The following is a 25,764-nucleotide window of genomic DNA, read 5'->3' as shown; positions in this document are numbered from 1 at the left end:
CGCGATCCTCAATGAACGACACGGCGTCTTCCCCTTCACGTCTGCTCCAAATCACCGCTGTGACAGCGCGCTGGCTATTGGGTCTGCTCTTCGCTGCGTGGCTTCTGCTGGCACTGTCAGTCGTGGTCCTGCACGCGTGGATTGTGCCGCGAATCGGCGATTTTCGCGGTGCACTCGAGGCGCAGGCTAGCAAGGCCATCGGTGTCCCGGTGCGCATCGGCGCCATCACCGCCCGTTCCGAAGGGCTATTTCCGGCCTTCGAATTGCGCGACGTGGTGCTGCAGGACGCAGACCAGCGCGAGGCCCTTCGCCTCGTGCGGGTGGTGGCGAGCGTGTCGCCGCGGTCGCTGTGGCGCCTGAACTTCGAGCAGCTCTATATCGAGGGTCCGCAACTCGACGTGCGCCGCGACACTCAGGGAAAACTCCATGTGGCTGGATTGCACATGGAGACCGACACGACCGGAGAAACCCGCGCCGCCGACTGGTTTTTCGCGCAGCGCGAGTTCGTCATCGAAGGCGGCACCGTGCGCTGGACCGACGAGCAGCGCCGCGCCGAACCATTGCTGCTGACCGACGTGCGCTTCGTGTCCCGCAACGGCGCGCGCCGCCACGGCCTGCGGCTGGACGCCACGCCGCCGGCCGGCTGGGGCGAGCGCTTCACGCTGCGCGGCCAGTTCCGCCAGCCGCTGCTGTCGATCCGCAGCGGCCACTGGCAGACCTGGGACGGCCAGCTCTATGCCGACCTGCCCTACATCGACGTCACGCGCCTGGGCCAGTACGTCTCGCTCGACGCGCGCATCCGCGAAGGCAACGGCGCGCTGCGCCTGTGGGCCGACGTGGACGACGGGCGCATCGTCGGCGGCGCCGCCGACCTGGGGCTGAACCGCATCGACGCCTCGCTCGGCAAGGGGCTGCAGCCGCTGGTGCTGCGCGCCGTCACCGGCCGGCTGGCGGGACAGATGAACGCGGACACCTTCGAGTTCTCGACCACCGCCTTGCAGTTCGACACCGTCGACGGCCTGCGCTGGCCGGGCGGCAACCTGTGGTTGCAGCACACGCCGGCCAAGGGCCGCACGCCCGAGCACGGCGCGCTGAAGGCCGACCGGCTCGACCTCGCGGCGCTGGCGCTCATCGCCGACCGCCTGCCGCTGGGCGAGGCCACGCACCGCGTGCTGGGCGCCTACGCGCCGCGCGGGCTGGTCGAGCGCATCGACATGAACTGGCAGGGCGCGCCCGACGCGATCGCGCGCTACCAGGCCAAGGGCCGGGTCAGCGGCCTGCGCGTGGCCTCGCAGCCGGCGCCTGCAGTCACCGCCCCGACCACCCCGGCACCGGCCGGCGCGCCCGCCGCGCCGCCGCGCGTGCACCCCGGCACCCCCGGCCTCAGCGGCGCCACGCTCGACTTCGACGCCAGCCACACCGGCGGCACCGCCACGCTGGCCATGGCCAAGGGCACGCTCGAGTTCCCCGGCGTGTTCGAAGATCCGGTGATCCCCATCGACCGGCTCTCGACCCAGTTGCAGTGGAAGCTCGACAACGGCGCCATGCAGGTGCAGGTGTCGAAACTGCGCTTCGCCAACGCCGACGCCGAAGGCGAGGCCGAGGCCCACTGGCGCACCAGCGACCCCGCCACCTCGAGCAGCCGCGCGCAGCACCCCGGCGTGCTCGACCTGCAGGGCAAGCTCACGCGCGCCGACGGCACCCGCGTGTTCCGCTACCTGCCGCTCGACATCCCGCAGCACACGCGCGACTACGTGCGCGAGTCGGTCGTCAAGGGCACCGCCAGCACGGTCGATTTCCGCGTGCGCGGCGACCTGCACGACATGCCCTTCATGGACCCGAAGCAGGGCGAGTTCCGCATCGCGGCCAAGGTGTCGGACGTGCACTACGCCTACGTGCCGCCCTCGCTCGCGGCCGCCACCGCCGCGCCCGCGACCCCGGCGTCGCGCACCGGCCCGCCCGCCGCGCCGCCGCCCGTGTGGCCGGCGCTCACGGGCGTGTCGGGCGAGCTGGTGTTCGAGCGCGCGGGCATGCTGGTGCGCAATGCGCGCGGGCGCATCGCGGGCGCGCCCGGTGTCGAGGTCACGAAGGCCGAAGCGCAGATCGCCGACATGTCGCACCACGCCGCGCTGCTGCGCGTCGATGCGCAGGCCAAGGGGCCGCTGGGCGAGGTGCTGCGCGCCGGCGCGCCGCTGGCCGGCGAGGCCGGGCCCTTCCTGCAGCGCGCGCGCGCCACCGGCTCGGCCGACTACAAGCTGCGCCTCGACCTGCCGCTGGAAAACGTCGACAACACCAAGGTGCAGGCCACCGTGACGCTGGCCGACAACGAGCTGCAGGTGGTGCCCGAGGCGCCGCCGTTCACGCAGGCGCGCGGCACGCTCAACTTCACCGACACCGGCTTCTCGCTGGCCGGCGTGCAGGCCCGCCTGCTGGGCGGCGAGGTGCGCGTCGAAGGCAAGGGCCGCTTCAGCGGGCCGCAGCGCGAACTTGCGCTGAAGGCCCAGGGCACGGCCAGCGCCGAAGGCCTGCGCGGCGCGCGCGAGGTCGACTGGCTCGCGCGCCTGGCCAAGCACGCCACCGGCAGTACGCCCTACGCCGCCACCTTTTCGATGCGCGACGACACGCCCGAGTTCTCGCTCACCAGCAGCCTGCAGGGGCTGGCGCTGCAGCTGCCCACGCCGCTGGTCAAGACGGCCGAAGAGCTGATGCCGCTGCGCATCGAGAAGAAGGTGCTGGCGCGCGACGCCCGCCGCGCCACGCAGGACCAGCTGACGCTCGAGCTCGGCCGCGTCGGCTCGGTGCAGTACGTGCGCGAGCTGTCGGCCAACGGCCAGGCGCACGTGCTGCGCGGCGGCATCGGCATCGGGCTGGCGCCCGGCGAGACGGCGCTGCCGCCCGACCGCGGCGTGTTCGCCAACGTCAACGTCGCCAAGCTCGACATGGGCGCCTGGCAGACGCTGGTGGGCACCGCCGCGGTGGTCGGCGGCGGCGAGCGCGCCGACGATCCCGACCTGGCCTACCTGCCCACGCGCATCGCGGTGCGCGCGCAGCAGCTGGGCATCGCGGGGCGCACCCTGCACAACGTGGTGCTCGGCGGCACGCGCGAAGGCGCGCTGTGGCGCGCCAACGTCGACGCCTCCGAGCTGAGCGGCTACGCCGAGTACAGCCACAGCCAGGCCGGCCGGCTCTATGCGCGGCTCGCGCGCCTGAAGATCGCGCCGGCCGAGGCCACGCAGGTCGAGACCCTGCTCGACGAGCAACCCGGCACCCTGCCGGCGCTGGACATCGTGGTCGACGACTTCGAGCTGCTCGGCAAGCGCCTGGGCCGCGCCGAGATCGACGCCGTCAACCGCGGCGGGCGCGAATGGCTGCTCAACAAGCTCGCGTTCAGCGTGCCCGAAGCCACCTTCACCGCCAAGGGCACCTGGGCCGCGCCGGCGGGCGGCGGCGCAAGCGCCGGCCAGCGCCGCACCACGGCCATGAACTTCAAGCTCGACATCGCCGACGCCGGCGACCTGCTCACGCGCTTCGGCATGCCGGGCGTGCTGCGCCGCGGCAAGGGGCGACTCGAGGGCGAGGTGAACTGGCGCGGCTCGCCGTTCTCGCTCGACTACCCCAGCCTGGGCGGCCAGCTGCAGGTCGACGTGGAGCAGGGCCAGTTCCTCAAGGCCGACCCGGGCCTGGCCAAGCTGCTGGGCGTGCTGAGCCTGCAGGCGCTGCCGCGCCGGCTCACGCTCGACTTCCGCGACGTGTTCAGCCAGGGCTTCGCCTTCGACTTCATCCGCGGCGACGCCAAGATCAACAAGGGCATCGCCAGCACCAACAACCTGCAGATGAAGGGCGTGAACGCCGCCGCGCTCATGGACGGCTCGGCCGACATCGTGCGCGAGACGCAGAACCTGCGCGTGGTGGTGGTGCCCGAGATCAACGCTGGCACGGCCGCGCTGGTGGCCACGGCCATCAACCCGGCCATCGGCCTGGGCACCTTCCTCGCGCAGTGGGTGCTGAGCAAGCCGCTGGCCGCGGCCGCCACGCAGGAGTTCCACGTCGAAGGCACCTGGGCCGACCCCAAGATCGCCAAGGTGCCGCGCTCGCTGCAGCTGCTGCCCGGCCTGCCGGGCGCATCGACATCCACGGGCGCCAGCGAAGGCAAGAAAACGGAGACCACGCAATGAAAGTCGCAGCCATCCAGATGGTGTCCGCCATCGCCCGCGAAGCCAACCTCGTGCGCGCCCACGCGCTGCTCGGGCAGGCGGCGCGCGACGGCGCCGAGCTCGCGGTGCTGCCCGAGTATTTCTGCATGATGGGCGCGCGCGACACTGACAAGCTCGGCCTGCGCGAAACCGCCGGCGCCGGCACGGTGCAGGGCTTCCTGGCCGACGCGGCGCGCGAGTTCGGCCTGTGGATCGTGGGCGGCACGCTGCCCATCGAGAGCGACGACGCCGACCATGTCTTCAACAGCTCGCTGGCCTTCTCGCCCGAAGGAAAGTGCGTGGCGCGCTACGACAAGATCCACCTGTTCTTCTTCGACAACGGCACCGAGCGCTACGACGAACGCCGCGTGATCGCACCGGGTGCCGAGCCCGTGGTGTTCGAGCTGCCCTCGCGCGACGGCCACGCCTGGCGCATCGGCATGAGCGTCTGCTACGACCTGCGCTTTCCCGAGCTGTACCGCGCGCTGGCAGGGCAGGGCGCCGACCTGCTGCTGGTGCCCAGCGCCTTCACGCGCACGACCGGCGCCGCGCACTGGGAGGTGCTGCTGCGCGCGCGCGCCATCGAGAACCTGGCCTGGGTGGTCGCGCCCGCGCAGGGCGGCACGCACGAGAACGGCCGCCAGACCTGGGGCCAGTCGCTGGTCATCGACCCCTGGGGCACGGTGGTGGCGCAGCAGGCCGCCGAAGAGGGCGTGGTGCTGTTCGACCTCGACGCCCGGCAGGTCGAGCGCACGCGCGCCCAGCTGCCCGCGCTGTCGCACCGCGTGCTCGCCTGACGATGGCCGACGAGGCGCTCGACGTTCCTGCACCGCCGCCGCCGCAACAGCAGCCGCAGCGCCGGGGATGGGGCGTCGCCTTCGCGCGCCTGCGCTCGCTGTGGCAGCGCTGGTTTCTGTGGCTGCTGCTGGCGGTGCTGGTGTCGGCGCTGCTGGTCACCGTCGTGTGGCTGGCCGGTCGGCACGAGGTCGAGCAGGTGCAGGCCGCGCTCGAGCGCGACACCGCCGACGCCGTCGTCGACCTGCGCAGCGGCCTGCAGCGCAATGCCCAGAGCCTGCGCGCCACGCTCGCGCCGGGCATGGAGCGCACGCACTGGGCCGACCGCGCGGCGGCGCAGCTGCGCGAGCACCGCGAATGGCTGCGGCTCGAATGGCGCGACGCGCAGCTGCAACCCATCGAGGCCGTGAACACGCCCTACCGCACGCGCATCCTCGAGGAGAGCAACCGCGGTCCCGCGCAGGCCGACGTGGCGCAGGCCTGCGCCACCGCGCGCAAGGCCGGTGCGCCCGCCTACTCGCCCAGCCACTACGTGCCCGTGGCCGGCGGCGGCGGCGTCGAGGTGATGGAGCTGTGCCTGCCCATGGACGCCGGCGACTACCTGGTGGCCAGCTATTCGCTGCGCGACACGCTGGTCGAGCTGGTCGGCCCCACGCTCACGCGCGGCCAGGAAGTCGCCTTCACCGAGGCCGACGGCACGCGGCTGGTGGCGCTGGGCACCTCGCGGCGCATCGGCACGCGCGTGTTCACCTCGCAGCAGCGCATCGACCTGCCGGGCGCTTCGCTCATGCTGCGCGTGGACGGCTGGCGCGCCGCGCCCGACCTGTTCCCGAACATGCTCACGGCGCTGGTCACGGCGATCTCGATCGCGCTCGTGTCGGTGCTCGTGCTGCTGGCGCGCGACACCCGCCGCCGCCTGCGCGCCGAACGCGACCTGGCCGACGCGCTGGCCTTTCGCAAGGCGATGGAAGACTCGGTCATCACCGGCCTGCGCGCGCGCGACCTGCAGGGGCGCATCACCTACGTCAACCCGGCCTTCTGCGAGATGGTCGGCTTCACGCCCGAAGAGCTCATGGCCGACAGCGTCGAGGCGCCCTACTGGCCGACCGAGCTGGCGCACGAATACCACCTGCGCCAGACGCGCCGCTTCGCGGGCGGCCTGCCGCCGCGCGAGGGCTTCGAGTCGGTCTTCATGCGCAAGGACGGCACGCGCTTTCCGGTGCTCATCTTCGAGGCGCCGCTGATCAACGCGCACAAGGTACAGACCGGCTGGATGAGCGCCTTCATCGACGTGAGCGAGCAGCGCCGCGTCGAGGAACTCTCGCGCGCCAGCCAGGAGCGCCTGCAGGCCAGCGCGCGCCTGGCCACCGTGGGCGAGATGGCCTCGCTGCTGAGCCACGAGCTCACCCAGCCGCTGGCCGCCATCGCCAGCTACGCCACCGGCTCGCTCAACCTGATCGGGCCCGAGGCGCGCGGCGAGCAGGCCGAGGTGGCCATGGCCGTGAAGCGCATCGCCGAGCAGGCCGACCGCGCGGGCCAGGTGATCCGCAGCGTGCACGATTTCGTGCGCCGGCGCGACCGCATGCGCGAGGCCGTGGCGCCGCAGGCGCTGATCGACGCCGTGCTGCCGCTGGTGCGGCTGCAGGCGCGCAAGCTCGACGTGACGATCGAGATCGTGTGCGAAGAGCGCCTGCCCGCCGTGGTGTGCGACCGCACGCTGGTCGAGCAGGTGCTGCTGAACCTGGCGCGCAACGCCATGCAGGCCATGGACGGTGCCGACCACGCGCCCGGCAGCCGCGTGCTGCGCCTGCGCGTGGCGCGCGCCCTGCCGGTGGGCGCCACCGTGCCGGCCGACGGCCGGCGCTGGCTCGAGTTCTCCGTGGCCGACCTGGGCTGCGGCATCAGCGAGGAGGTGGCGGCGCGCCTGTTCACGCCCTTCTTCACCACGCGCCCCGACGGCATGGGCCTGGGCCTGAGCCTGTGCCGCACCGTGGTGGAGCAGCACGGCGGCGCGCTGATGTTCGAGCCCAACCGCCCCCGGGGCACCGTCTTCAGGTTTACGCTCCCCGCTGCGGGGTGAGGACCCCTCTTTTCTTTCTTTCCGTTTCGCTGGACCTCATGGCATGCAACCGCTGATCGATGGCTTGATCTTTATCGTGGACGACGACGCCAGCGTGCGCGAGGCGCTGGCCTGGCTGCTGCGTTCGCGCCGCCTGGCCAGCGAGCACTTCGGCAGCGCCGAGGCCTTCGAGCAGTACCTGGACGAGGCGCCGCTGCCCGATCAGCCGCGCTGCCTGCTGCTGGACGTGCGCATGCCCGGCATGAGCGGGCTGGTGCTGTTCGACCGGCTGGCCGAACGCGGCCTGCTGGCCGAGATGCCGGTGATTTTCCTGACCGGCCATGCCGACGTGCCCACCGCCGTCGAGGCGGTCAAGCGCGGAGCCTTCGACTTCTGCGAGAAGCCGTTCTCGGACAACGCGCTGGTCGACCGCATCGAGCAGGCGCTGGGCATGTCGCAGCGCGCGCTCGAGGTGCAGCGCGTGCGCCGCGGCCTGGCCGACCGCATCGCCGAGCTGACCGACCGCGAGCGCGACGTGATGCGCCTCGTGGTCGAGGGCCTGCCGAACAAGCTCATCGCCGACCAGCTCGCGATCAGCGTGCGCACGGTGGAGGTCCACCGGGCGCGCGTGTTCGAGAAGATGGAAGTGAAGTCGGCGGTGGAACTCGCCAACCGCCTGCGCGACCTCTAGCCCGCAGGCCGGGCCTCAGCTGTGCACGTGCTGCGCCGCGCCGTCGCGCGTGGCCATCTCCAGCATGCTGCGGCCGTCGACGATGCCGACGACGTTGCCGTCCTCGCCCAGCCCGGCAATGGCGCCCTCGAACACGCAGAACAGCACGCAGCCGCCGTCGGAGCGCGGCTGGTGGATGTCGCCGGCGGGCTCGTGCATGTAGTCGCCCGGGCGGCCGATGTCGCTGCGCTCGTAGTAGATATCGCCCTCGAGCACGATCACCTCGATGGCGCCCAGGTGGTGGTGGACCGGCGCCTCGGTGCCGGGATCGACCTTCAGCAGGCAGGTGAAGCCGCCGCTGCGCCGGTTGATGCTCAGCAGCTTGTAGGCCACGCCGGGCATGACCCACGGCTTCCATGGATAGTTGTCGAGCTTCTGGAAATGCGGGTACGGCAGCGTGATGCGCGCGTGGGCGGCGCTGGCGGGCGGCGTGGCTTTCAGGGCGGTCAGGGTCATGGTGTCTCCGTGGGTGATGCGGCCGGGATCGGCCTGCCAAGCCAGTCTAGGAGCGGCTTCTCACGCCATGGCCTGTTGGCCCGAACGAAGCACGAGATGTCGAAAGTGGCGCGCTTTTGCGCAAGTCGCAGCGCCGTTCAGCGCATGCGGCGGTAGGCGCCTGGCGCCACGCCGAGGAAGGCACGGAAGCGCGTCGAGAAGTACGCGGCGCTGCCGAAGCCCATGCGCGCGGCCACGGCTTCCACGGGCAGGTCGCTGGTGCGCAGCAGTTCGGCGGCGCCTTCCAGGCGGCGGCGCAGCAGGTACTGGTAGGGCGCCATGCCGCTGGCCGCCTTGAAGCTGCGGATGAAGTGGTCCTGCGACAGGTGCACCAGCCCTGCCAGGTCGGCCAGCCCCAGCGGCGTGGCGAGGTGCGCGTCGATGTGCTCGGTCACCCGGCGCAGCTGCCGCGGCGTCAGGACCGGCTGCCGGCGCGCGCCCTCCGTGCGCGGCAACGCACCGCGCCCCGGTGCGCAGTGGCGCCGCACGAGGTGATGGGCCAGCAGGTGCTGGCTCTGCGAGAGCAGCAGCGAATCGGGGCCCGCGGGCCCGCTGCCGTACAGCTCCACCTCGCTCACCAGCATCTGGAAGAAGCCTTGCAGCCACGGGTCGCGGATCGCGAAGAAGGGGTCGATCTCCGCCGCCGGCCCGAGGCCTTCCTCGGCGGCGACGCGCGCGATCAGCGCCTGCCCGATGTACAGGTGCACCACGCCGCAGCGCCCGCCGATCTCCCATTCGGTGCCGTCGCAGGGAATGAAGCTCACGCTGCCCAGCCGCGAACGCGAGGCGACGAGCTTGCCGCGTTCGTACTTGCGCACCGCCGTGCTGCCGTTCTCGTGCAGCACCAGCACGTGGTGCGCCGCGCCGTGGAAGGGCAGCCAGCACGCGTCCTGCTGCCAGCGGGCGGCGAACAGCTGGTCGCCGCCGGTCACGAGGTACTGGGGTTGCGCACCGGTGCCCGCGGCGATGATGTCCGGGGCAAAGCGGGATGCGACGCTCGATGGGGCCGGCGCGATGGCGTTCATCGGAGTTTCCTCTCGTGTCCGCCCGGCGCGCGGTGCGCGCGCCGCGTGCAGGCCGCGCGATGTTAGGGCCGGCGGCGCCGTGCCCTCATGCGGGATTTCCTCACGGTGCCGCGCGACGTGCGCGCAGCACCTGGGCTCAGATCTTCTCGGCGACGAAGATTTCGACGCGGCGGTTCTGCGCGCGGCCGGCGGCCGTGCCGTTGTCCGCCAGCGGCTCGCGCGAGCCGCGGCCGTCGGTGGTGATCACGGTGGTCGACACGCCGCGGCCCACCAGGTGGTTGCGCACGCTGTCGGCGCGGCTCACCGAGAGGCGTTCGTTGCCTTCCTCGCTGCCCGTGCTGTCGGTGTGGCCGACCACGCGCAGGCTGGCGGTGGTGGCGCTCTTCAGGCCTTCGGCGACCTTGTCCAGCACCTGCGCGAGGTTGCGCTTGACGTTGGCGCGGCCGGTGTCGAACGAGAGTTCATTCGGGATCACGACGTGAAGCTGGTTGTCGGCGGTCTGCGAGATCACCACGCCGGTGCCCTTGGTGGAGCTTTCGAGCTCGGCCTTCAGCGCGTCCAGTCGGGCGGTCCAGCTGTTGGCCGGTGCGGCCTGCTGTGCGGCCGGTGCTTCGGCCGGCGGGGTCGACGATGCGCACCCCGCGATGAACAACACAGCGGCCAGGGCCGCGCTAGACACAACAAACTTCCTCATGAATTTTCCCTCTGCTTGGACCAATGAAAACTGAAGCGGGAACCGGCCGTTCGATAGGGCGGCCGGTTTCCCGGTGGGGCGGCGATCAGCCGCGCTGTGCGCGCTCGCCCACGTAGATCTCGACGCGGCGGTTCTGTGCCCGGCCGGCGTCGCTGTTGTTGTCGGCCACCGGCTCATGCGAGCCACGGCCTTCGATGCGGAATGCCGCGGCGCTCACGCCGCGTGCCACCAGGTAGTCGCGCGTGCTGGCAGCGCGGTCCACCGACAGCGGGTTGTTGATGGCGTCGGAGCCGGTGCTGTCGGTGTGGCCGATGATGCGCACCTCGGCGTTCGGGTTGTTGCGCAGGCCGTTGGCGAACTGGTCGAGCACGGGCGCGAAGTTCGACTTGATGTTGGAGCGGCCCACGTCGAACGACACGTCGCTCGGAATGGCGAGCTTGAGCTCGTTGTTGGCCGTCTGCGTCACGGCCACGCCGGTGCCTTGCGTGGCGGCTTCCATCTGGCGCTTCTGGTTTTCCATGCGCTGCGACCACAGGTAGCCGCCGAGTGCGCCGGCTGCCGCACCGACCACCGCGCCCGTGCCGATGGCACCACGGTTGCCGCCGGTGGCCGAGCCGATGGCGGCGCCGCCGAGCGCGCCGATGCCGGCACCGATGCCGGTGTTGCGCTGGGTGTCGGTCATTCCGCCGGCACAGCCGGACAGGACGAGGGCAGCTGCGGTGGTTGCAAGAACGAACTTTTTCATGGCGATCCCTTTCAAGGTTGAATCAAGCGGGCCACAGCTTAGCCCCCGGCGGGTATGCGATGGTACGTGCTCAAAGCCCTACGGAAAATAAGAAAACTTTCGCCATCGCCCGTGAATGCTGCGATGATTGCTACTAAAGTTGTAGCAATAGGGTGCTTGTCCGACAGTGGGCCGCGCCGTGTGGCTACACGAGCAATTCACACTTTGGGCGGCGAATCCTTGTCCTCACGCTCGGCGTCGGGGTCGTCATGCAATTCACCCTTGTTGCGCCCGGAAAACATGGTCCACCAGATGATCAAGATCAGGACGAGTCCCGCGGCGAGGGCTTCAAGCAGAATCAAACCCATGAGAAATGGACTCCAGTGGCTGGTCGGGCTTGCGATCGTAGCAACGCTCGCCGGCTGTTCCCTCGGCCCCCGCGCCCCCGACACCCCCACCCGACCCACCGTCACCCCGCCGCGCGACCTCGGTCCGCTGACCGGATCGCTCGCGCATCCGAAAAGCCGCTGGGTGCCCGTGGGCTGGTCCGAACTGCCGGGCTTCAGCGAAGACCCGCTGCATGAGGCGTGGATCGCGCTGCTGGCCAACTGCGCGCGCCCCAACGCCGCCTTCGCGCCGCTGTGCCGCGAGGTGCGACAGCTCGCCATCGCCACGCCCGAGGAGCAGCGCCGCTGGATGACCGACCGGCTGCAGCCCTACCGCGTCGAATCGCTCGCGGGCCAGAGCGAAGGCAAGCTCACCAGCTACTACGAGCCCGTGTACGAAGCGTCGCGCGTGCCCTCGGCCGGCTTCAGCGTGCCGCTGTACCAGGCGCCCGACGGCCTCGTGCCCAAGCGCCCCTGGTTCACGCGCCAGGAGATCGAGACCCTGCCCGAGGCCCAGGCCGCGCTGCGCGGTCGCGAGATCGCCTGGATGGCCGACCCCATCGACGCGCTGATGCTGCACATCCAGGGCTCGGGCCGCTTGCGCATCACCGAGGCCAACGGCTACCAGCACACCGTGCGCGTGGCCTACGCGGCCACCAACGAGCAGCCGTACCGCAGCGTGCAACAGTGGTTGATGAGCCAGGGCGTCGCCAAGGTCGGCAAGTGGCCTGACGACACCAAGGCCTGGGTGGCGCAGAACCCGCAGCGCGTGTCGCAGCTGCTGTGGAGCAACCCGCGCTACGTGTTCTTCCGCGAAGAGACCATGAGCGAACTCGACGCCGCCTTCGGCCCGCGCGGCGCGCAAGGCGTGCCGCTGACGGCGGGGCGCTCCATCGCGGTCGATCGCGAGAGCATTCCCTACGGCACGCCGGTGTGGCTCGCATCGAACGGTCCCGCCGCGCAGCTGCAGAAGCTCGTGGTGGCGCAGGATACGGGCAGCGCCATCGTGGGGGCCGTGCGCGCCGACTACTTCGCGGGCACCGGCGCCGAAGCCGGCCGGCTGGCCGCGAGCGTGAACCAGCCGCTGCGGCTGTGGGCGCTGTGGCCCAAACAGTAAGACTTACGAAGCAATCGAATCGTCACTGCGTATTCACGGTGATGTCACGGGCGATTTCTAGCATGGGGCGTTTTTTCTCCAACACCCCACGAGATCCTCCATGTCAGACCGCATCGATTTCAACGACGAAGACTCCAACCGATCCGCCAATCCCACATTCGACAGCGTGCTGACCAGCCGCCTCAACCGGCGTGGTCTGCTGCTGGGTGGCGTCGGCTCTGCCGTGCTGACAGCCTGCGGCGGTGGCAATGGCGGCGGCGTGGCGTTCCCCATCATTCCTCCGGCGCCCGCGCCCGCACCGGCCCCCGCACCTGCGCCGGGACCGACCGAGAAGCTACTGAGCTTCGGCGCCGTGCCCAAGAGCTTGGCTGACAGCGTGCTCATTCCCGCCGGCTACAGCGCCAGCGTCCTGTATGCGCTGGGCGATCCATTGACCGGCGCCACGCCGGCCTATGCCAACGACGGCACCGACACCGACTTCGAGAACCGCGGCGGCGACCATCACGATGGCATGGAATGGTTCGGTCTGGGCGCCGACGGCAAGCGCTCCGACTCGAGCATCGACCGCGGCCTCCTGGCGGTGAATCATGAGGCGACTACCGACCAAAAGCTTTCCTCATTCTTCCTGCACGCCAATGGCGGCACCACCACGCTGCCCCGCCCGGCGGCGGAAGTGGACAAGGAAACTGCCATTCACGGCATTGCGGTCCTCGAAGTGCGTAAGAACGGCGGCGGTAAGTGGAGCTACGTCCAGGACTCGGCCTTCAACCGCCGCGTCACGCCCCTGACGGAGATCGACATCGCCGGTCCTGCAATGGGCGACGCGCTGATGAAGACCAAGTACTCGCCCACCGGCGTGAAGACGCGCGGCACGCTCAACAACTGCGGCACCGGCAAGACGCCGTGGGGCACCTTCCTCACCGGCGAGGAGAACTGGTTCGGCTACTTCACGCGCGCCGCGGGCGACGATGCAGCGCGCAGCAATGACAAGAGCGTGACCTCGCTCAAGCGCTACGGCCGTGCTGCGGGCGCGACCAGCCGCCATGGCTGGGAAACCGGTGGCGTGGACGACAAGTACCAGCGCTGGAACATCAGCAAGACCGGTGCTTCAGTCGACGGCACGGACGACTACCGCAACGAGATGAACGGCATGGGCTTCGTCGTTGAGTTCGACCCGTACAACAAGTCGAAGCTGGGCGTCAAACGCACGGCGCTGGGCCGCTACGCGCACGAGAGCATCGCCTTCAGCAAGCCGGTCGCGGGCCAGAAGGTCGCGTGCTACATGGGTGACGACGCGCGCAACGAGTACTTCTACAAGTTCGTTTCAGATGCGGTCTGGTCCGATGCCGATGCCAATCCGGTGGATCCCCTTGCCACCGGCGCCAAGTACCTGGACAAGGGCACGCTCTACGTGGCGCGCTTCGATGCCGACGGCGCAGGCGCCTGGCTGGAGCTGTCGCTGTCGAATCCGGCGGTGGCGGGCTTTGCCGGCTATTCGTTTGCGAACCTGGCCGACGTGGTGGTCAATGCGCGCCTCGCTGCCGATGCTGCGGGCGCCACCAAGATGGACCGCCCCGAATGGTGCGCCACCAACCCGGCCAACGGCGAGGTCTACCTCACGTTGACCAATAACAGCAATCGGCGCATCGAACCGGCCTCGTCGTCGCAACTGACTCCCGATCCGGCCAATCCGCGCGTCTACACCGACATGAAGGGCGCCGAGGCGCAGTCCGGGAATCCGAACGGCCACATCCTGCGCATGGCCGATAACGGCGGCAATCCGGCGAGCACCAGCTTCCGTTGGGACGTCTACGCCTTCGGCGCTGAGTCGGGAGCCAATGCCGACACGGTCAATCTCTCGAAGCTGACCGCCGACCAGGACTTCTCCAGCCCCGACGGCCTGGTGTTCAGCCGCTCGACCGGCATCTGCTGGATCCAGACCGACGACGGCGCCTACACCGACGTGACCAACTGCATGATGCTGGCCGCGCTGCCGGGCAAGGTTGGCGACGGCGCCAAGAAGACCCTGACCTACCAGCGCGCGGACAGCACGCAGTACACGGTCGACACCATGATCGGTAAGCAGCCGACGGCGGACACGCTCAAGCGCTTCCTGGTCGGTCCTTCGGGCTGCGAACTCACCGGCCTCTGCGAAACGCCGGACGGCAAGGCGATCTTCGTCAACATCCAGCACCCGGGCGAAAACACCAAGCAAGCCGACCTGGCGGACCCTTCGAAGTACACCAGCCAGTGGCCTTCCAATGCGGGTTACGGTGCAGGAAAGCGCCCGCGCTCGGCAACCATCGTCATCACCAAGGATGACGGCGGCCGCATCGGCAGCTGACGACATTGTTGAGAAGGGCCGACCGCCGATGGTCGGCCTTCTTTCTCACCCTTTCGACAGAAGAAGCGGCGCTGCTGGCAACGGCAGCGCCGTTTTGTATCTCACCTGCTTGAGCGCAAAGCTCGAGCGGATCTTTTCGATCCCCGGAATCGGCGTGAGCTGCTCCATGATGAAACGCTCCAGCGCCGCCATGTCGGCCACGGCGATGCGGATCAGGTAGTCGCTGTCGCCGGTCATCAGATAGCACTCCATCACCTCGTCGTGCTCGGCGATGCGCTGCTCGAAGTCGGCCAGCGACTGCTTGCTCTGCGTGGTCAGGCTGATCGAGATGAACACGTTGAGCCCCAGGCCCAGCGCCTTGGCGTTCGCGAGCGCCACGTAGCGGTCGATCACGCCGCTGGTCTCCAGCACCTTCACGCGCGCCAGGCAGGGCGAGGGCGACAGGTGCACGCGGCGCGCCAGTTCGACGTTCGACAGGGCGCCGTCGCGTTGCAGCTCGTCGAGAATGCGCAGGTCGATGGCGTCGAGTTCCATGAAATTCCGTGAAGCGCTTGAGTCGCGGCATTTTATGCTTGCGAATAGCCATGAAGTCGCAGGTGCCGGTAGCTAATTTTCCGCAAGGCGGCTTAAAGTGCTGGCATGAACGCCCCGATCTCCGCCGACCAGATGCGCGCCCTGTTGCTCGACACGCCGCCGTCGCACGACCCCGACCCCGAAGAGACCGCCGAATGGCGCGACGCCTTCCTGGCGCTGGCGCAGACGCAAGGTCCGCAGCGCGCGCGCCAGATGCTGGCCGAGCTGGCGCGCCTGGCGCGGCAGCAGCGCATCGGCTGGCAGCCCGAGCTGGCCACGCCGTACGTCAACACCATCGCCGCGGCCGACCAGCCGCCGTTCCCGGGTGACCTCGCGGTGGAAGAGAAGCTCGCCTCGCTCATGCGCTGGAACGCGCTCGCCATGGTGGCCAAGGCCAACCAGGCGTACGGCGAACTCGGCGGCCACATCGCCAGCTACGCGAGCGCGGCCGACCTGTTCGAAACCGGCTTCAACCATTTCTTCCACGCACGCAGCCCGGCGCACCGCGGCGACCTCGTGTTCTTCCAGCCGCACAGCGCGCCCGGCGTGTATGCGCGGGCCTACCTCGAAGGCCGCCTGAGCGAAGAAGACCTGAACCACTACCGCCAGGAACTCACTGCGCCGGCCTTCACCGACGGCAGCGGCGCGCGCGGCCTGTGCAGCTACCCGCACCCGTACCTGATGCCGGACTTCTGGCAGTTCCCCACCGGCTCGATGGGCATCGGCCCGATCAGCTCGATCTACCACGCCCGCTTCATGCGCTACCTCACGCACCGCAACCTGCTGAACTGCGAAGGCCGCAAGGTCTGGGGCGTGTTCGGCGACGGCGAGATGGACGAGCCCGAATCGATGAGCGCGCTGACGCTCGCCGCGCGCGAAAAGCTCGACAACCTCGTGTGGGTCGTCAACTGCAACCTGCAGCGCCTCGATGGCCCGGTGCGCGGCAACGGCCGCATCATCGACGAGCTCGAAAAGCTCTTCGCCGGGGCAGGATGGAATGTCGTCAAGCTCGTGTGGGGCAGCGACTGGGACGGCCTGTTCGCGCAGGACGTGAGCGGCGCGCTCGCGCGCGTGTTCGCCGAAACCGTCGACGGCCAGATGCAGACCTTCGCCGCGAAGGACGGGCGCTTCAACCGCGACAACTTCTTCGGCCAGAACCCCGAACTCGCGCGCCTGGCCGAAGGCATGACCGACGAGCAGATCGACCGCTTGAAGCGCGGCGGCCACGACCTCGTGAAGATCCATGCCGCGTACGCCGCCGCTGCTGCGCACAAGGGCCAGCCCACCGTCATCCTGGCCCACACCAAGAAGGGCTACGGCATGGGCAGCGCCGCGCAGGGCAAGATGACCACGCACTCGCACAAGAAGATGGGCGACGTCGACCTCATCGAGTTCCGCGACCGCTTCAACCTGCCGCTCACCGACGCGCAGGCCACCGCGATGGACTTCTACCGCCCGGCCGAAGACAGCGCCGAAATGCGCTACCTGCGCCAGCACCGCGAAGCGCTCGGCGGCGCCATGCCGCGCCGCGAGACCGCGTGCGACGTCGTGCCCAAGCCCGACATCGCGGCCTACGCGCAGTTCGCCACGGCCGCCGCGGGCAAGGAGATGAGCACCACCATGGCCTTCGTGCGCATGCTGGGCAACCTCATGAAGGACAAGGCGCTCGGCCCGCGCATCGTGCCCATCGTGGCCGACGAGGCGCGCACTTTCGGCATGGCCAACCTGTTCAAGCAGGTCGGCATCTATTCGAGCGTGGGCCAGCGCTATGCGCCGGAAGACATCGGCTCGGTGCTGAGCTACCGCGAAGCCACCGACGGCCAGATCCTCGAAGAGGGCATCAGCGAAGCCGGCGCCATCGCCAGCTGGACGGCCGCGGCCACCAGCTACAGCGTGCATGGCCTGGCGATGCTGCCGTTCTACATCTACTACTCGATGTTCGGCTTCCAGCGCGTGGGCGACGCCATCTGGGCTGCGGCCGACCAGCGCGCACGCGGCTTCCTGCTGGGCGCCACGTCGGGGCGCACCACGCTCGGCGGCGAAGGCCTGCAGCACCAGGACGGCAGCAGCCACCTCGTGGCCGCGACGATTCCCAACTGCAAGGCCTACGACCCGGCCTTCGCGGGCGAGATGGCCGTCATCGTCGACGCGGGCATCCGCGAGATGATGGTCGAGCAGCAGGACGTGTTCTATTACGTCACGCTCATGAACGAGAACTACGCGCAGCCCGACCTGCCGGCGGGTGCCGAGGCCGACATCCTGCGCGGCTGCTACCGCTTCGGCACGTATGCGCCGGCATCGGGCAAGGCGAAGCAGAGCGTCACGCTGCTGGGCTCGGGCGCGATCCTCACCGAGGTCATCAAGGCCGCGCAGCTGCTGGCCGACGACGGCATCGCGGCCGAGGTGTTCAGCGTCACGAGCTGGAGCGAACTGGCACGCGACGGCCAGGCCTGCGAGCAGCGCGCCCTGGCCGGCGAAAAGGACGCCGGCACGCCCTTCGTCGCGCAGCAGCTCGGCAAGGGCAGCAGCAAGGCCCCGATCGTCGCCGCCACCGACTACGTGCGCGCCCTGCCCGAGAGCGTGCGCGCCTTCCTGCCCGAAGGCCGCCGCTACCTCACGCTGGGCACCGACGGCTTCGGTCGCAGCGACACGCGCGCCGCGCTGCGCGGTTTCTTCGGCGTGGACGCAGCGAGCATCGCGCGGGCCGCGCGCCACGCGCTCGGGTAAAGGGCTTAGATGGACTGCTGGACTGGCCGAGGGGGCCAGTCCGCCGGTGCGTCGATGGTCTCGAGCGACTGCAACGCAAACGTTCGGCGCGGCGCGCGGTTTCGCAGCCGCGCCTCACGCACCTTGACTTGGGCACGCACGTGCCGATGCAGAGGAACAAGTCCGTCCTGGAGCGAGCGCTCCATCGCAGTGTGTGCCACGGTGCCGACGATCACACTTCGATCCGTGTGCAGGCGCAACTCGAAACGCGATGAATGCTCGGCCCAGCCGATGATTTCACCCTGAAATGTTTCGACTCGATCTTCGATCGTCATGGCCTCGGCGCGTTGTCGCGCTCGTTGTATGGCCTGCGTCGTCAGTTCGAAATCGCGCTCGCCCTCGACCACGCGAAGGCTGGCGCCTTCATCGTCGAGCAACTTGAAGAATTCTCTCAATGCCCCGAGTTGTCGGTTGTCGACATCGGCCGAGGCTTCATCGAACAGCGCATCGTCTGCGGCGGCCATGCGCGACAAGGTGTTGGCAACCTGATCGACCACCTCCTTGAGCACCACATCGCCAGAAGCGGGTTCGTTGCCTTCCAGAACGAAGCCAAATGATCCGCGCACGACGTCGGTGACCACCAATTGGGTGTCGTGGCTCATGGGGACCCGGCCGCGGGATGAAAGAGGGCCTGTCTCCACTGCGGCGTAACGCTGGCTGATCAGCTTCTGGAATTTTCCGACCGCCTGCGTGCCGAATGCGGCCTTGATCCCATGAGAGCCGACGACGGGTCGGCCACCAAAAAACAGGGCGACGCCAACGGGCGCCTGCACGCTGACGTTCGACAGTTCTGCCAGCTCTTTTTCGAGGCGCAAGACGCGTTGCCCGTATTGGCGTTCTGCGATCGGATCCTCATGGGTCCGGCCATCGGCCAGCAACTGCCGTGCTTGTGCCAAGTCTGCCTGCAGGAATTGCTTCTCAAGCTGAGCCAACATGGGGTTCTCCTTGGGGCATCAGGGAATCGAGCATCGGGCGCGCGATGACATCGTCAGAACTCAGCGGCAGTTGCAGCATGCCTTTCCACAGTGCATCGCCTCGACGATGGGAGTACAAGCCATACCAATAACGTGTTTGCTGTACCAGCCATTCAGGCGCCGTTGTGAGATTAACAATGTTGGTGTCGCAATGGAATTCATGTTTGCATCGGTCCAGATCGAACAGATCGGGCCGAGCATCCATCATTTGATTGATATCCGTCTTGCTCATTCCATGAGGAGGGTGAGCAAAGGTCACGACATCGATATCCCTTGGCGCTCGATCTTCGCGCGCTTCGATATCTTCGACAAAGCTGCCATCGAGCCACTGAAAGCCCTGTACGAAACCCAGCGCACTTAACTCGGCCCGATAGCGTAGCAGTCCATCGAGTACGCGACACCGCTGCGGATTGATTGCGAACCGTTGCACCAATTCAACCGCCGCGACCGCATAGGGCGAGCTGTGCGGGCTTGTCATTCGTTCGCCCACAAAAGGCGGCAAGACGTGCGAGTGGTTGAAGTCGGGAATCACAGGAGGAGGATAGCGGTCATATACAACCTGTTGCTTGTTGCGCGCTGAAACTGCGGCTTGAAATGCGCCGAAGTACATCCTCGCGGCCTCTTCGCAACAACCGGTGAAGCATTCGTCCCTAAGTTAGAGTCGCAGACCCCACCGCCTTCCCGCGCCCATGACCCCCCGCTTCCAGTCCCTTGCTCCCGCCGTCCGCCTGGCCGACCAGGTGGCGGAAGCGCTCGTGGCCGAGGTGCGCAGCGGGCGCCTGTCGGAAGGCGACCGGCTGCCCACCGAGACCGCGTTGGCCACCCAGTTCGGCGTGAGCCGCACGGTGGTGCGCGAGGCGGTGTCGCGACTCAAGTCGCTCGGGCTGGTCGATTCGCGCCAGGGCAGCGGCGTGTACGTGCGCGCCGCCGGGGTGGAGCCGCTTCGCTTCGAGATGCCGCATGTGGCCTCGCGCGAAGCGGTGGTGCAGATGGTCGAGCTGCGCCGTGCGCTCGAGGCCGAGGTGGCCGCGCTCGCGGCCGAGCGCCGCACGCCCGAGGACATGCTGCGCATCCGCGACGCCATCGATGCGCTGCACGCGGCGGTGTCGATGGGCGGCAACGGCGCCGACGAGGACGTGCGCTTTCACCGCGCCATCGCCGAGGCCGCGCGCAACCCCTTCCTCATCGGCACGCTGCAGTACCTGCGGCAGTTCCTGCATGGCGCCACCCGCGTCACGCGCGCCAACGAGGCGCGCCGCGCCGACTTCGTGCGCGAAGTGGCGCAGGAACACGCGCGCATCGTCGAGGCCATCGACGCCGGCGACCCGCTGGCCGCGCGCGAAGCCGCCAAGGCGCACATGGACAACGCCATCCGCCGCATCGAGCAGGCCGACCCGGCCTTCTGGCAGCAGGAAGGCGCCCAGCTCGCCCGACCCTTGGTCGAAGGCTGGCCGGCGGGCAAGTAAGCCCACGCTCACAATTTTTCGGCAGGGGCAGAATGTGCGGGTTATCCCGTATCCGAGGACTTGTCTTAAATTTGTATGATGACCTGACAAGTAAGGGGCGACCGCGCCGCAGGGTGACGGGACGGCCCCGTTTTTTCATCCAGCGGACTCCCTCCCAATGACTTCCACCCTCCAGGCCGGCGCGCCCCTCGCGGCTGACGCGCCCGACGCCGCGCTCGAAAAACGCGCCTACGCCAAGGTGTTCTGGCGCCTCGTGCCCTTCCTGATGCTCTGCTACGTGGTCGCGTACCTCGACCGCGTGAACGTCGGCTTCGCCAAGCTGCAGATGGGCGCGGACCTCGGCTTCAGCGAAACCGTGTTCGGCCTGGGCGCCGGCATCTTCTTCCTGGGCTACTTCCTGTTCGAGGTGCCCAGCAACCTGCTGCTCAACCGCGTGGGCGCGCGCGTGTGGATCGCGCGGATCATGATCACCTGGGGTCTGCTGTCGGCCTGCTTCGTGTTCGTGGAAACGCCGACCAGCTTCTACATCCTGCGCTTCCTGCTCGGCGTGGCCGAGGCGGGCTTCTACCCCGGCGTGATCCTGTACCTGACGCACTGGTACCCGTCGCACCGGCGCGCGCGGATCATCGCGGTGTTCATGTCGGCGATTCCCGTGGCGGGCATCTTCGGCAACCCGCTGTCGGGATGGATCATGGATGCCTTCCACGGCGTGTCGGCCATGCACGGCTGGCAATGGATGTTCATCATCGAAGCCATTCCCGCCGTGCTGGTGGGCGTGATGGTGCTGTTCTACCTGGACAACGGCATCAAGCACGCACGCTGGCTCTCGCCTGAAGAGAAGAACCTGCTGCAGCGCGAGGTCGACCGCGACCAGGCGCACGGCGCCAAGGGCCCGCACTCGGTGGGCGCGATGTTCCGCGACGCGCGCGTGTGGTGGATGGCGCTCATCTACTTCGCCTTCGTCATGGGCCAGTACGCGCTGACCTTCTGGCTGCCCACGCTGGTGAAGGCCACGGGCGTGCAGGGCAACTTCAACATCGGCCTGCTCAGCGCCATTCCGTTCCTGTGCGCGATCGTCGCGATGAACCTGTTCGGCCGCAGCGCCGACGCGCGCCGCGAGCGCCGCTGGCACCTGATCATCCCCGCGATGATGGGCGCCGTGGGCTTCACGGTCGCGGCCTCGTACACGCAGAACACCGTCGTGTCGCTGACCTTCCTGTCGCTCGCGGCCGCCGGCGTGCTCACCTGCGCGCCGCTGTTCTGGTCGCTGCCCACCGCCTTCCTCTCGGGCACGGCGGCGGCCGCCGGCATCGCGGTCATCAACTCGGTGGGCAACCTCGCGGGCTTCGTGAGCCCCTACCTCATCGGTTTCCTGAAGGACCTCACGGGCAGCACGCAGATCGGCATGTACGTGCTGGCCGGCGCGCTGGTGCTCGGCGCCATCGGCGTATGGCTCACGCCCAAGCAACTGGTCAACCGTTGATCGAAGGATGCACGACATGACTTCTTCTTCCAACACCACACCCGTCGTCGGCCTCGTGGGCCTGGGCGCCATGGGCAGCGGCATGGCGCAATCGCTGCGCCGTGCGGGCCATGCGCCGCATGTGTTCGACGTGCGCCCCGGCGTGGCCGAGGCCTTCGCGCGCGAAGGCGGCACCGCCTGCGACACGCTGGCCGCGCTCGGCGCGCAGTGCGACATCGTGGTCAGCGTGGTCGTCAACGCGGCGCAGACCGAGTCGGTGCTGTTCGGCGACGGCACCACGCCCGGCTGCGCGGCATCGATGAAGCCCGGCAGCCTGTTCGTGATGTGCTCCACCGTCGACCCGAACTGGTCGGTGGCGCTCGAAGCGCGCCTGGCGCAGCAGGGCATCCTGTACCTCGATGCGCCGATCTCCGGCGGCGCCGCCAAGGCCGCGAGCGGCCAGATGACGATGATGACCGCCGGCACGCCCGCGGCCTACGAGAAGGCCGGCGCCATGCTCGACGCGATGGCCGCCAAGGTCTACCGCCTGGGCGATTCGGCCGGCGCGGGCAGCAAGGTGAAGGTCATCAACCAGCTGCTGGCCGGCGTGCACATCGCCGCCGCGGCCGAGGCCATGGCGCTGGGCCTGCGCGAGGGCGTGAACCCGGACGCGCTGTACGAGGTCATCACCCACAGCGCCGGCAACAGCTGGATGTTCGAGAACCGCATGGCCCACGTGCTGGCGGGCGACTACACGCCGCTGTCGGCCGTCGACATCTTCGTGAAGGACCTGGGCCTGGTGCTCGACGTGGCGCGCGCCAGCAAGTTTCCGCTGCCGCTGTCGTCCACCGCGCACCAGATGTTCATGCAGGCCTCCACGGCCGGCTTCGCGCGCGAGGACGACAGCGCGGTCATCAAGATCTTCCCGGGCATCGAGTTGCCTGCTGCGAAAGAATCGAAAAAATAGCATCGAGCGTCTGCGCTCCACCGACCCAGGAAAGACACACACCATGAACGTTCTCATCACCGGCGGCTGCGGCTTCCTCGGCGCCCGCCTCGCCCGCACCCTGCTCGCCGGCGGCCCGCTCGCACTGGCCGGCGGCCAGCCTCAAGACATCGCACGCATCACACTGGCCGACCGCGTGCCGCCGCCCGCCGACCTCGCCGCCGACGCGCGCATCCAGTTCGTGCAGGGCGACCTGTACGAGCAGGCCGCCAACGGCGCGCTGCCGCTGGCCGACACCGACGCCGTGTTCCACCTCGCCGCCGCCGTGAGCGGCGAGTGCGAGGCCGACTTCGACCTCGGCATGCGCAGCAACCTGGACACCACGCGCGCCCTGCTCGACGCCTGCCGCAGCGCGGGCCATGCGCCCGTGTTCGTGTTCTCCAGCTCCGTCGCCGTGTTCGGCGATTCGCCCGAGCAGCGCCTGCCCGCGGTGATCGAGGACACCACGCTGCCCACGCCGCAGAACAGCTACGGCATCCAGAAGTTCATCGGCGAGCAGCTGGTGGCCGACTACACGCGCAAGGGCTTCGTGCAGGGCCGCAACGTGCGGCTCATGACGGTGTCGGTGCGCCCGGGCCGTCCGAACGGCGCGGCCTCCAGCTTCCTGAGCGGCATGCTGCGCGAGCCGCTGGCCGGCGTGCGCGCACGCTGCCCCGTGGCCCCCGAGACGCCGGTCGCGCTGGCCTCGCCCGGCAACACGGTCGCCGGCATCGTGCGCGCGGCCACCGCCGGCGCCGCCGAATGGGGCGCGCGCACCGCGGTCAACCTGCCCGCGCTGACCACCACCGTGCGCGAGATGGCGCAGGCGCTCGAGCGCATCGCCGGCACCGAGGCCACCGCCCTCATCGACTGGGAACCCGACGCCGCCATCGCGAAGATCGTCACCAGCTGGCCCAGCCGCATCCACGCGGCACGCGCCGAGGCGCTGGGCCTGAAGGCCGACGCCAGCTTCGACGCCATCCTGCGCGACTACGTGCGCGAGAACGCGCAGGCGGTCACGCTGGCGCTGAAGGGCTGAGCGATGGCGAAGCTCGTGCTCGGTTGCATCGCCGACGACTTCACCGGCGCCACCGACCTGGCCAACAACCTCGTGCGCGCCGGCATGCGCGTGGTGCAGACCATCGGCGTGCCGGCCGGCCCGCTCGATGCCGACGTGGATGCGGTCGTGGTCGCGCTCAAGTCGCGCACCATCGCGCCGGCCGAGGCCATCGCGCAGTCGCTCGATGCGCTGCGCTGGCTGCAGGCGCAGGGCGCGCAGCAGATCTACTTCAAGTACTGCTCGACCTTCGACAGCACGGCGCAGGGCAACATCGGCCCCGTGACCGAGGCGCTGATGGACGCGCTGGGCTGTGACTTCACCATCGCCACGCCCGCCTTCCCCGACAACAAGCGCACCGTGTTCAAGGGCTACCTGTTCGCGGGCGACGTGCTGCTCAACGAGAGCGGCATGCAGAACCATCCGCTCACGCCGATGACCGACCCGAACCTCGTGCGCGTGCTGCAGGCGCAGTGCACGCGCAAGGTGGGGCTCATCGACCACGCGGTGGTCGCACGCGGCGCAGCGGCCATCGAAGAACGCATCGCGCAGCTGAAGGCCGAGGGCGTGTCGATCGCCATCGTCGATGCCGTGTCGAACGACGACCTGCTGCGCATGGGCCCGGCCCTCGCGAAGCTGCCGTTGCTCACCGCGGGCTCGGGCGTGGCCATCGGCCTGCCGGCCAACTTCGGCCTCGCGCCGTCGTCGCAGGCCAGCGCGCTGCCGAAGGCCGGCGGCAAGACGGCGGTGGTCTCGGGCAGCTGCTCGCTCGCCACCAACCGGCAGGTGCTCGACTTCATCCAGCGCGGCGGCGCGGCCATGGCCATCGACCCGCTGCGCATCGCGGCGGGCGTGGACGTGGCGGCCGAAGTGCTGGCCTGGGCCGCACCGCTGATCGACAAAGGCCCCGTGCTCGTCTACTCGACCGCCGAAGCCGGCGCCGTGAAGTCGGTGCAGGGGCGGCTCGGCGTGGAAGAAGCCGGTGCGATGGTCGAACGCACCGTCGCCGCCATTGCGCGCGGCCTGGTCGAGCGCGGCGTGCACCAGCTCGTGGTGGCCGGCGGCGAGACCTCGGGCGCGTGCGTGCAGGCGCTGGGCATCGCGCAGATGCAGATCGGTCCGCAGATCGACCCCGGCGTGCCGTGGTGCCATGCGCGCTGCGATGCGGCGCCCGAAGCGGGGCTGCACATCACGCTGAAGTCGGGCAACTTCGGCAGCGACGATTTCTTCACCAAAGCTTTTACAGTGCTCGCATGACCGAGAACGAAGCCCGCGACGAAATCTGCCGCGTCGGCCGCAGCCTGTTCGAGCGCGGCTACGTGCACGCCACGGCCGGCAACATCAGCGTGCGGCTGGACGACGGTTTCCTCATCACGCCGACCGACGCCTGCCTGGGCTTTCTCGACCCCGCGCGGCTCGCACGGCTCGATGCGCAGGGCCAGCAGACCGGCGGCGACCGCGCCAGCAAGACCATCGCGCTGCACACGCGCATCTATGCCGCCGCGCGCGGCTTCGATGCGGGCACGGCCTGCGTGATCCACACGCACAGCACGCACTGCGTCGCGCTGACCTTGGGCAACCCGCAAGCCGAACTGCTGCCCGCGCTCACGCCCTACTTCGTGATGAAGGTCGGCCATGTGCCGGTCATCCCGTACCACCGCCCCGGCGCGCCCGAGGCGGCCGAGCAGGTGGCGCAGACCATCGCGCGCTACGGCGCGGCCGGCACGCCGATCCGCGCGGCGATGCTCGCGCGCCTGGGCCCCAACGTCTGGCACGAGACGCCGGCCGCCGCCATGGCCGTGCTCGAAGAGCTGGAAGAAACCGCCCGCCTGCAGCTGCTCACGCAAGCCACCCGGCCCGCACCGCTCACCCCCGACCAGATCGATGAACTGCGCCGCACTTTCGGTGCGCGCTGGTAG

At 69.3% G+C, this 25,764-nt stretch carries 21 protein-coding genes; 13 read left to right on the top strand and 8 right to left on the bottom strand.

The features are described from left to right. Window positions 1-11: 11 nt before the first annotated feature. The 4 genes from ACAM42_RS32990 to ACAM42_RS32975 are packed head-to-tail and all read left to right on the top strand — an operon-like array spanning window position 12 to window position 7,738. Window positions 12-4,175: a YhdP family protein gene (locus ACAM42_RS32990; RefSeq protein WP_369630655.1), complete on the top strand. Its 4,164-nt coding sequence runs from the start codon at window positions 12-14 to the stop codon at window positions 4,173-4,175. Beyond that, a complete protein-coding gene (locus tag ACAM42_RS32985) occupies window positions 4,172-4,990 on the top strand; it encodes a carbon-nitrogen hydrolase family protein (protein ID WP_307695237.1) in 819 nt (272 codons plus the stop codon). The genes ACAM42_RS32990 and ACAM42_RS32985 overlap by 4 nt, the downstream gene beginning before the upstream one ends. 2 nt (window positions 4,991-4,992) lie before the next feature. Further along, on the top strand, window positions 4,993-7,068 hold the full coding sequence (locus ACAM42_RS32980; RefSeq protein ID WP_369630654.1) for a sensor histidine kinase: 2,076 nt from the start codon (window positions 4,993-4,995) through the stop codon (window positions 7,066-7,068). 43 nt (window positions 7,069-7,111) lie between these two features. Beyond that, window positions 7,112-7,738 (top strand): response regulator transcription factor, encoded by a 627-nt coding sequence (locus ACAM42_RS32975; protein ID WP_062480799.1) that lies wholly within the window; start codon window positions 7,112-7,114, stop codon window positions 7,736-7,738. 15 nt (window positions 7,739-7,753) lie between these two features. On the opposite strand, the gene ACAM42_RS32970 is transcribed toward ACAM42_RS32975, so the two are convergent. The 5 genes from ACAM42_RS32970 to ACAM42_RS32950 all read right to left on the bottom strand — a co-directional run bounded on the left by ACAM42_RS32970 (window position 7,754) and on the right by ACAM42_RS32950 (window position 11,083). Then, the gene (locus tag ACAM42_RS32970) at window positions 7,754-8,233 is read right to left on the bottom strand and encodes a 2,4'-dihydroxyacetophenone dioxygenase family protein (protein ID WP_369630653.1); all 480 of its coding nucleotides are present in this window, start codon (window positions 8,231-8,233) and stop codon (window positions 7,754-7,756) included. Between the two features lie 137 nt (window positions 8,234-8,370). After that, on the bottom strand, window positions 8,371-9,297 hold the full coding sequence (locus ACAM42_RS32965; RefSeq protein ID WP_369630652.1) for a helix-turn-helix domain-containing protein: 927 nt from the start codon (window positions 9,295-9,297) through the stop codon (window positions 8,371-8,373). A 136-nt stretch (window positions 9,298-9,433) separates the two neighbouring features. After that, window positions 9,434-9,991 (bottom strand): OmpA family protein, encoded by a 558-nt coding sequence (locus tag ACAM42_RS32960; protein WP_062480792.1) that lies wholly within the window; start codon window positions 9,989-9,991, stop codon window positions 9,434-9,436. Between the two features lie 85 nt (window positions 9,992-10,076). Continuing rightward, window positions 10,077-10,736, bottom strand: coding sequence for an OmpA family protein (locus ACAM42_RS32955; protein WP_062480790.1), 660 nt, complete (start codon window positions 10,734-10,736; stop codon window positions 10,077-10,079). Window positions 10,737-10,933: 197 nt separating this feature from the next. Then, window positions 10,934-11,083: a hypothetical protein gene (locus tag ACAM42_RS32950; protein ID WP_167395077.1), complete on the bottom strand. Its 150-nt coding sequence runs from the start codon at window positions 11,081-11,083 to the stop codon at window positions 10,934-10,936. On the opposite strand from ACAM42_RS32950, the gene ACAM42_RS32945 reads away from it, so the two are divergent. Together ACAM42_RS32945 and ACAM42_RS32940 are read left to right on the top strand one after the other, a co-directional pair. Beyond that, complete coding sequence (locus ACAM42_RS32945) at window positions 11,082-12,218, top strand: murein transglycosylase A (protein WP_369630651.1); 1,137 nt, start codon at window positions 11,082-11,084, stop codon at window positions 12,216-12,218. The genes ACAM42_RS32950 and ACAM42_RS32945 overlap by 2 nt on opposite strands. A gap of 100 nt (window positions 12,219-12,318) precedes the next feature. Next, window positions 12,319-14,562: a PhoX family phosphatase gene (locus ACAM42_RS32940; RefSeq protein WP_369630650.1), complete on the top strand. Its 2,244-nt coding sequence runs from the start codon at window positions 12,319-12,321 to the stop codon at window positions 14,560-14,562. Between the two features lie 45 nt (window positions 14,563-14,607). Here the strand turns inward: ACAM42_RS32940 and ACAM42_RS32935 are convergent, their stop codons facing one another. Further along, window positions 14,608-15,096, bottom strand: coding sequence for an Lrp/AsnC family transcriptional regulator (locus tag ACAM42_RS32935; protein ID WP_095950464.1), 489 nt, complete (start codon window positions 15,094-15,096; stop codon window positions 14,608-14,610). A gap of 105 nt (window positions 15,097-15,201) precedes the next feature. On the opposite strand from ACAM42_RS32935, the gene mdeB reads away from it, so the two are divergent. Continuing rightward, window positions 15,202-17,862: an alpha-ketoglutarate dehydrogenase gene (gene mdeB / locus ACAM42_RS32930; protein ID WP_369630649.1), complete on the top strand. Its 2,661-nt coding sequence runs from the start codon at window positions 15,202-15,204 to the stop codon at window positions 17,860-17,862. 5 nt (window positions 17,863-17,867) lie between these two features. On the opposite strand, the gene ACAM42_RS32925 is transcribed toward mdeB, so the two are convergent. Together ACAM42_RS32925 and ACAM42_RS32920 are read right to left on the bottom strand one after the other, a co-directional pair. Continuing rightward, on the bottom strand, window positions 17,868-18,836 hold the full coding sequence (locus ACAM42_RS32925; protein WP_369630648.1) for a hypothetical protein: 969 nt from the start codon (window positions 18,834-18,836) through the stop codon (window positions 17,868-17,870). Then, complete coding sequence (locus tag ACAM42_RS32920) at window positions 18,820-19,485, bottom strand: hypothetical protein (RefSeq protein ID WP_369630647.1); 666 nt, start codon at window positions 19,483-19,485, stop codon at window positions 18,820-18,822. The genes ACAM42_RS32925 and ACAM42_RS32920 overlap by 17 nt, the downstream gene beginning before the upstream one ends. 79 nt (window positions 19,486-19,564) lie before the next feature. On the opposite strand from ACAM42_RS32920, the gene ACAM42_RS32915 reads away from it, so the two are divergent. The 6 genes from ACAM42_RS32915 to ACAM42_RS32890 all read left to right on the top strand — a co-directional run bounded on the left by ACAM42_RS32915 (window position 19,565) and on the right by ACAM42_RS32890 (window position 25,764). Beyond that, a complete protein-coding gene (locus tag ACAM42_RS32915) occupies window positions 19,565-20,341 on the top strand; it encodes a FadR/GntR family transcriptional regulator (RefSeq protein WP_062480778.1) in 777 nt (258 codons plus the stop codon). Between the two features lie 157 nt (window positions 20,342-20,498). Continuing rightward, window positions 20,499-21,824, top strand: coding sequence for an MFS transporter (locus ACAM42_RS32910; RefSeq protein ID WP_369630646.1), 1,326 nt, complete (start codon window positions 20,499-20,501; stop codon window positions 21,822-21,824). A 16-nt stretch (window positions 21,825-21,840) separates the two neighbouring features. Further along, entirely contained in the window at window positions 21,841-22,770 is a 930-nt protein-coding gene (ltnD, locus tag ACAM42_RS32905) for an L-threonate dehydrogenase (protein ID WP_307695231.1), read from the top strand. Window positions 22,771-22,813: 43 nt separating this feature from the next. Further along, window positions 22,814-23,827 carry a D-erythronate dehydrogenase gene (denD, locus tag ACAM42_RS32900; protein WP_070063257.1) on the top strand — a complete coding sequence of 338 codons (1,014 nt, stop codon included), beginning with the start codon at window positions 22,814-22,816 and terminating at the stop codon, window positions 23,825-23,827. Between the two features lie 3 nt (window positions 23,828-23,830). Next, a complete protein-coding gene (otnK, locus tag ACAM42_RS32895) occupies window positions 23,831-25,102 on the top strand; it encodes a 3-oxo-tetronate kinase (protein WP_369630645.1) in 1,272 nt (423 codons plus the stop codon). After that, window positions 25,099-25,764: an aldolase gene (locus ACAM42_RS32890; RefSeq protein WP_369630644.1), complete on the top strand. Its 666-nt coding sequence runs from the start codon at window positions 25,099-25,101 to the stop codon at window positions 25,762-25,764. Before otnK ends, ACAM42_RS32890 begins: the two co-directional genes overlap by 4 nt.

Source organism: Variovorax sp. V35 (assembly GCF_041154465.1).
Taxonomy (GTDB): Bacteria; Pseudomonadota; Gammaproteobacteria; order Burkholderiales; family Burkholderiaceae_C; genus Variovorax; species Variovorax boronicumulans.
The sequence above is the reverse complement of the archived record's forward strand: the minus strand, read 5'-3'. Positions and strand labels throughout refer to the sequence as shown.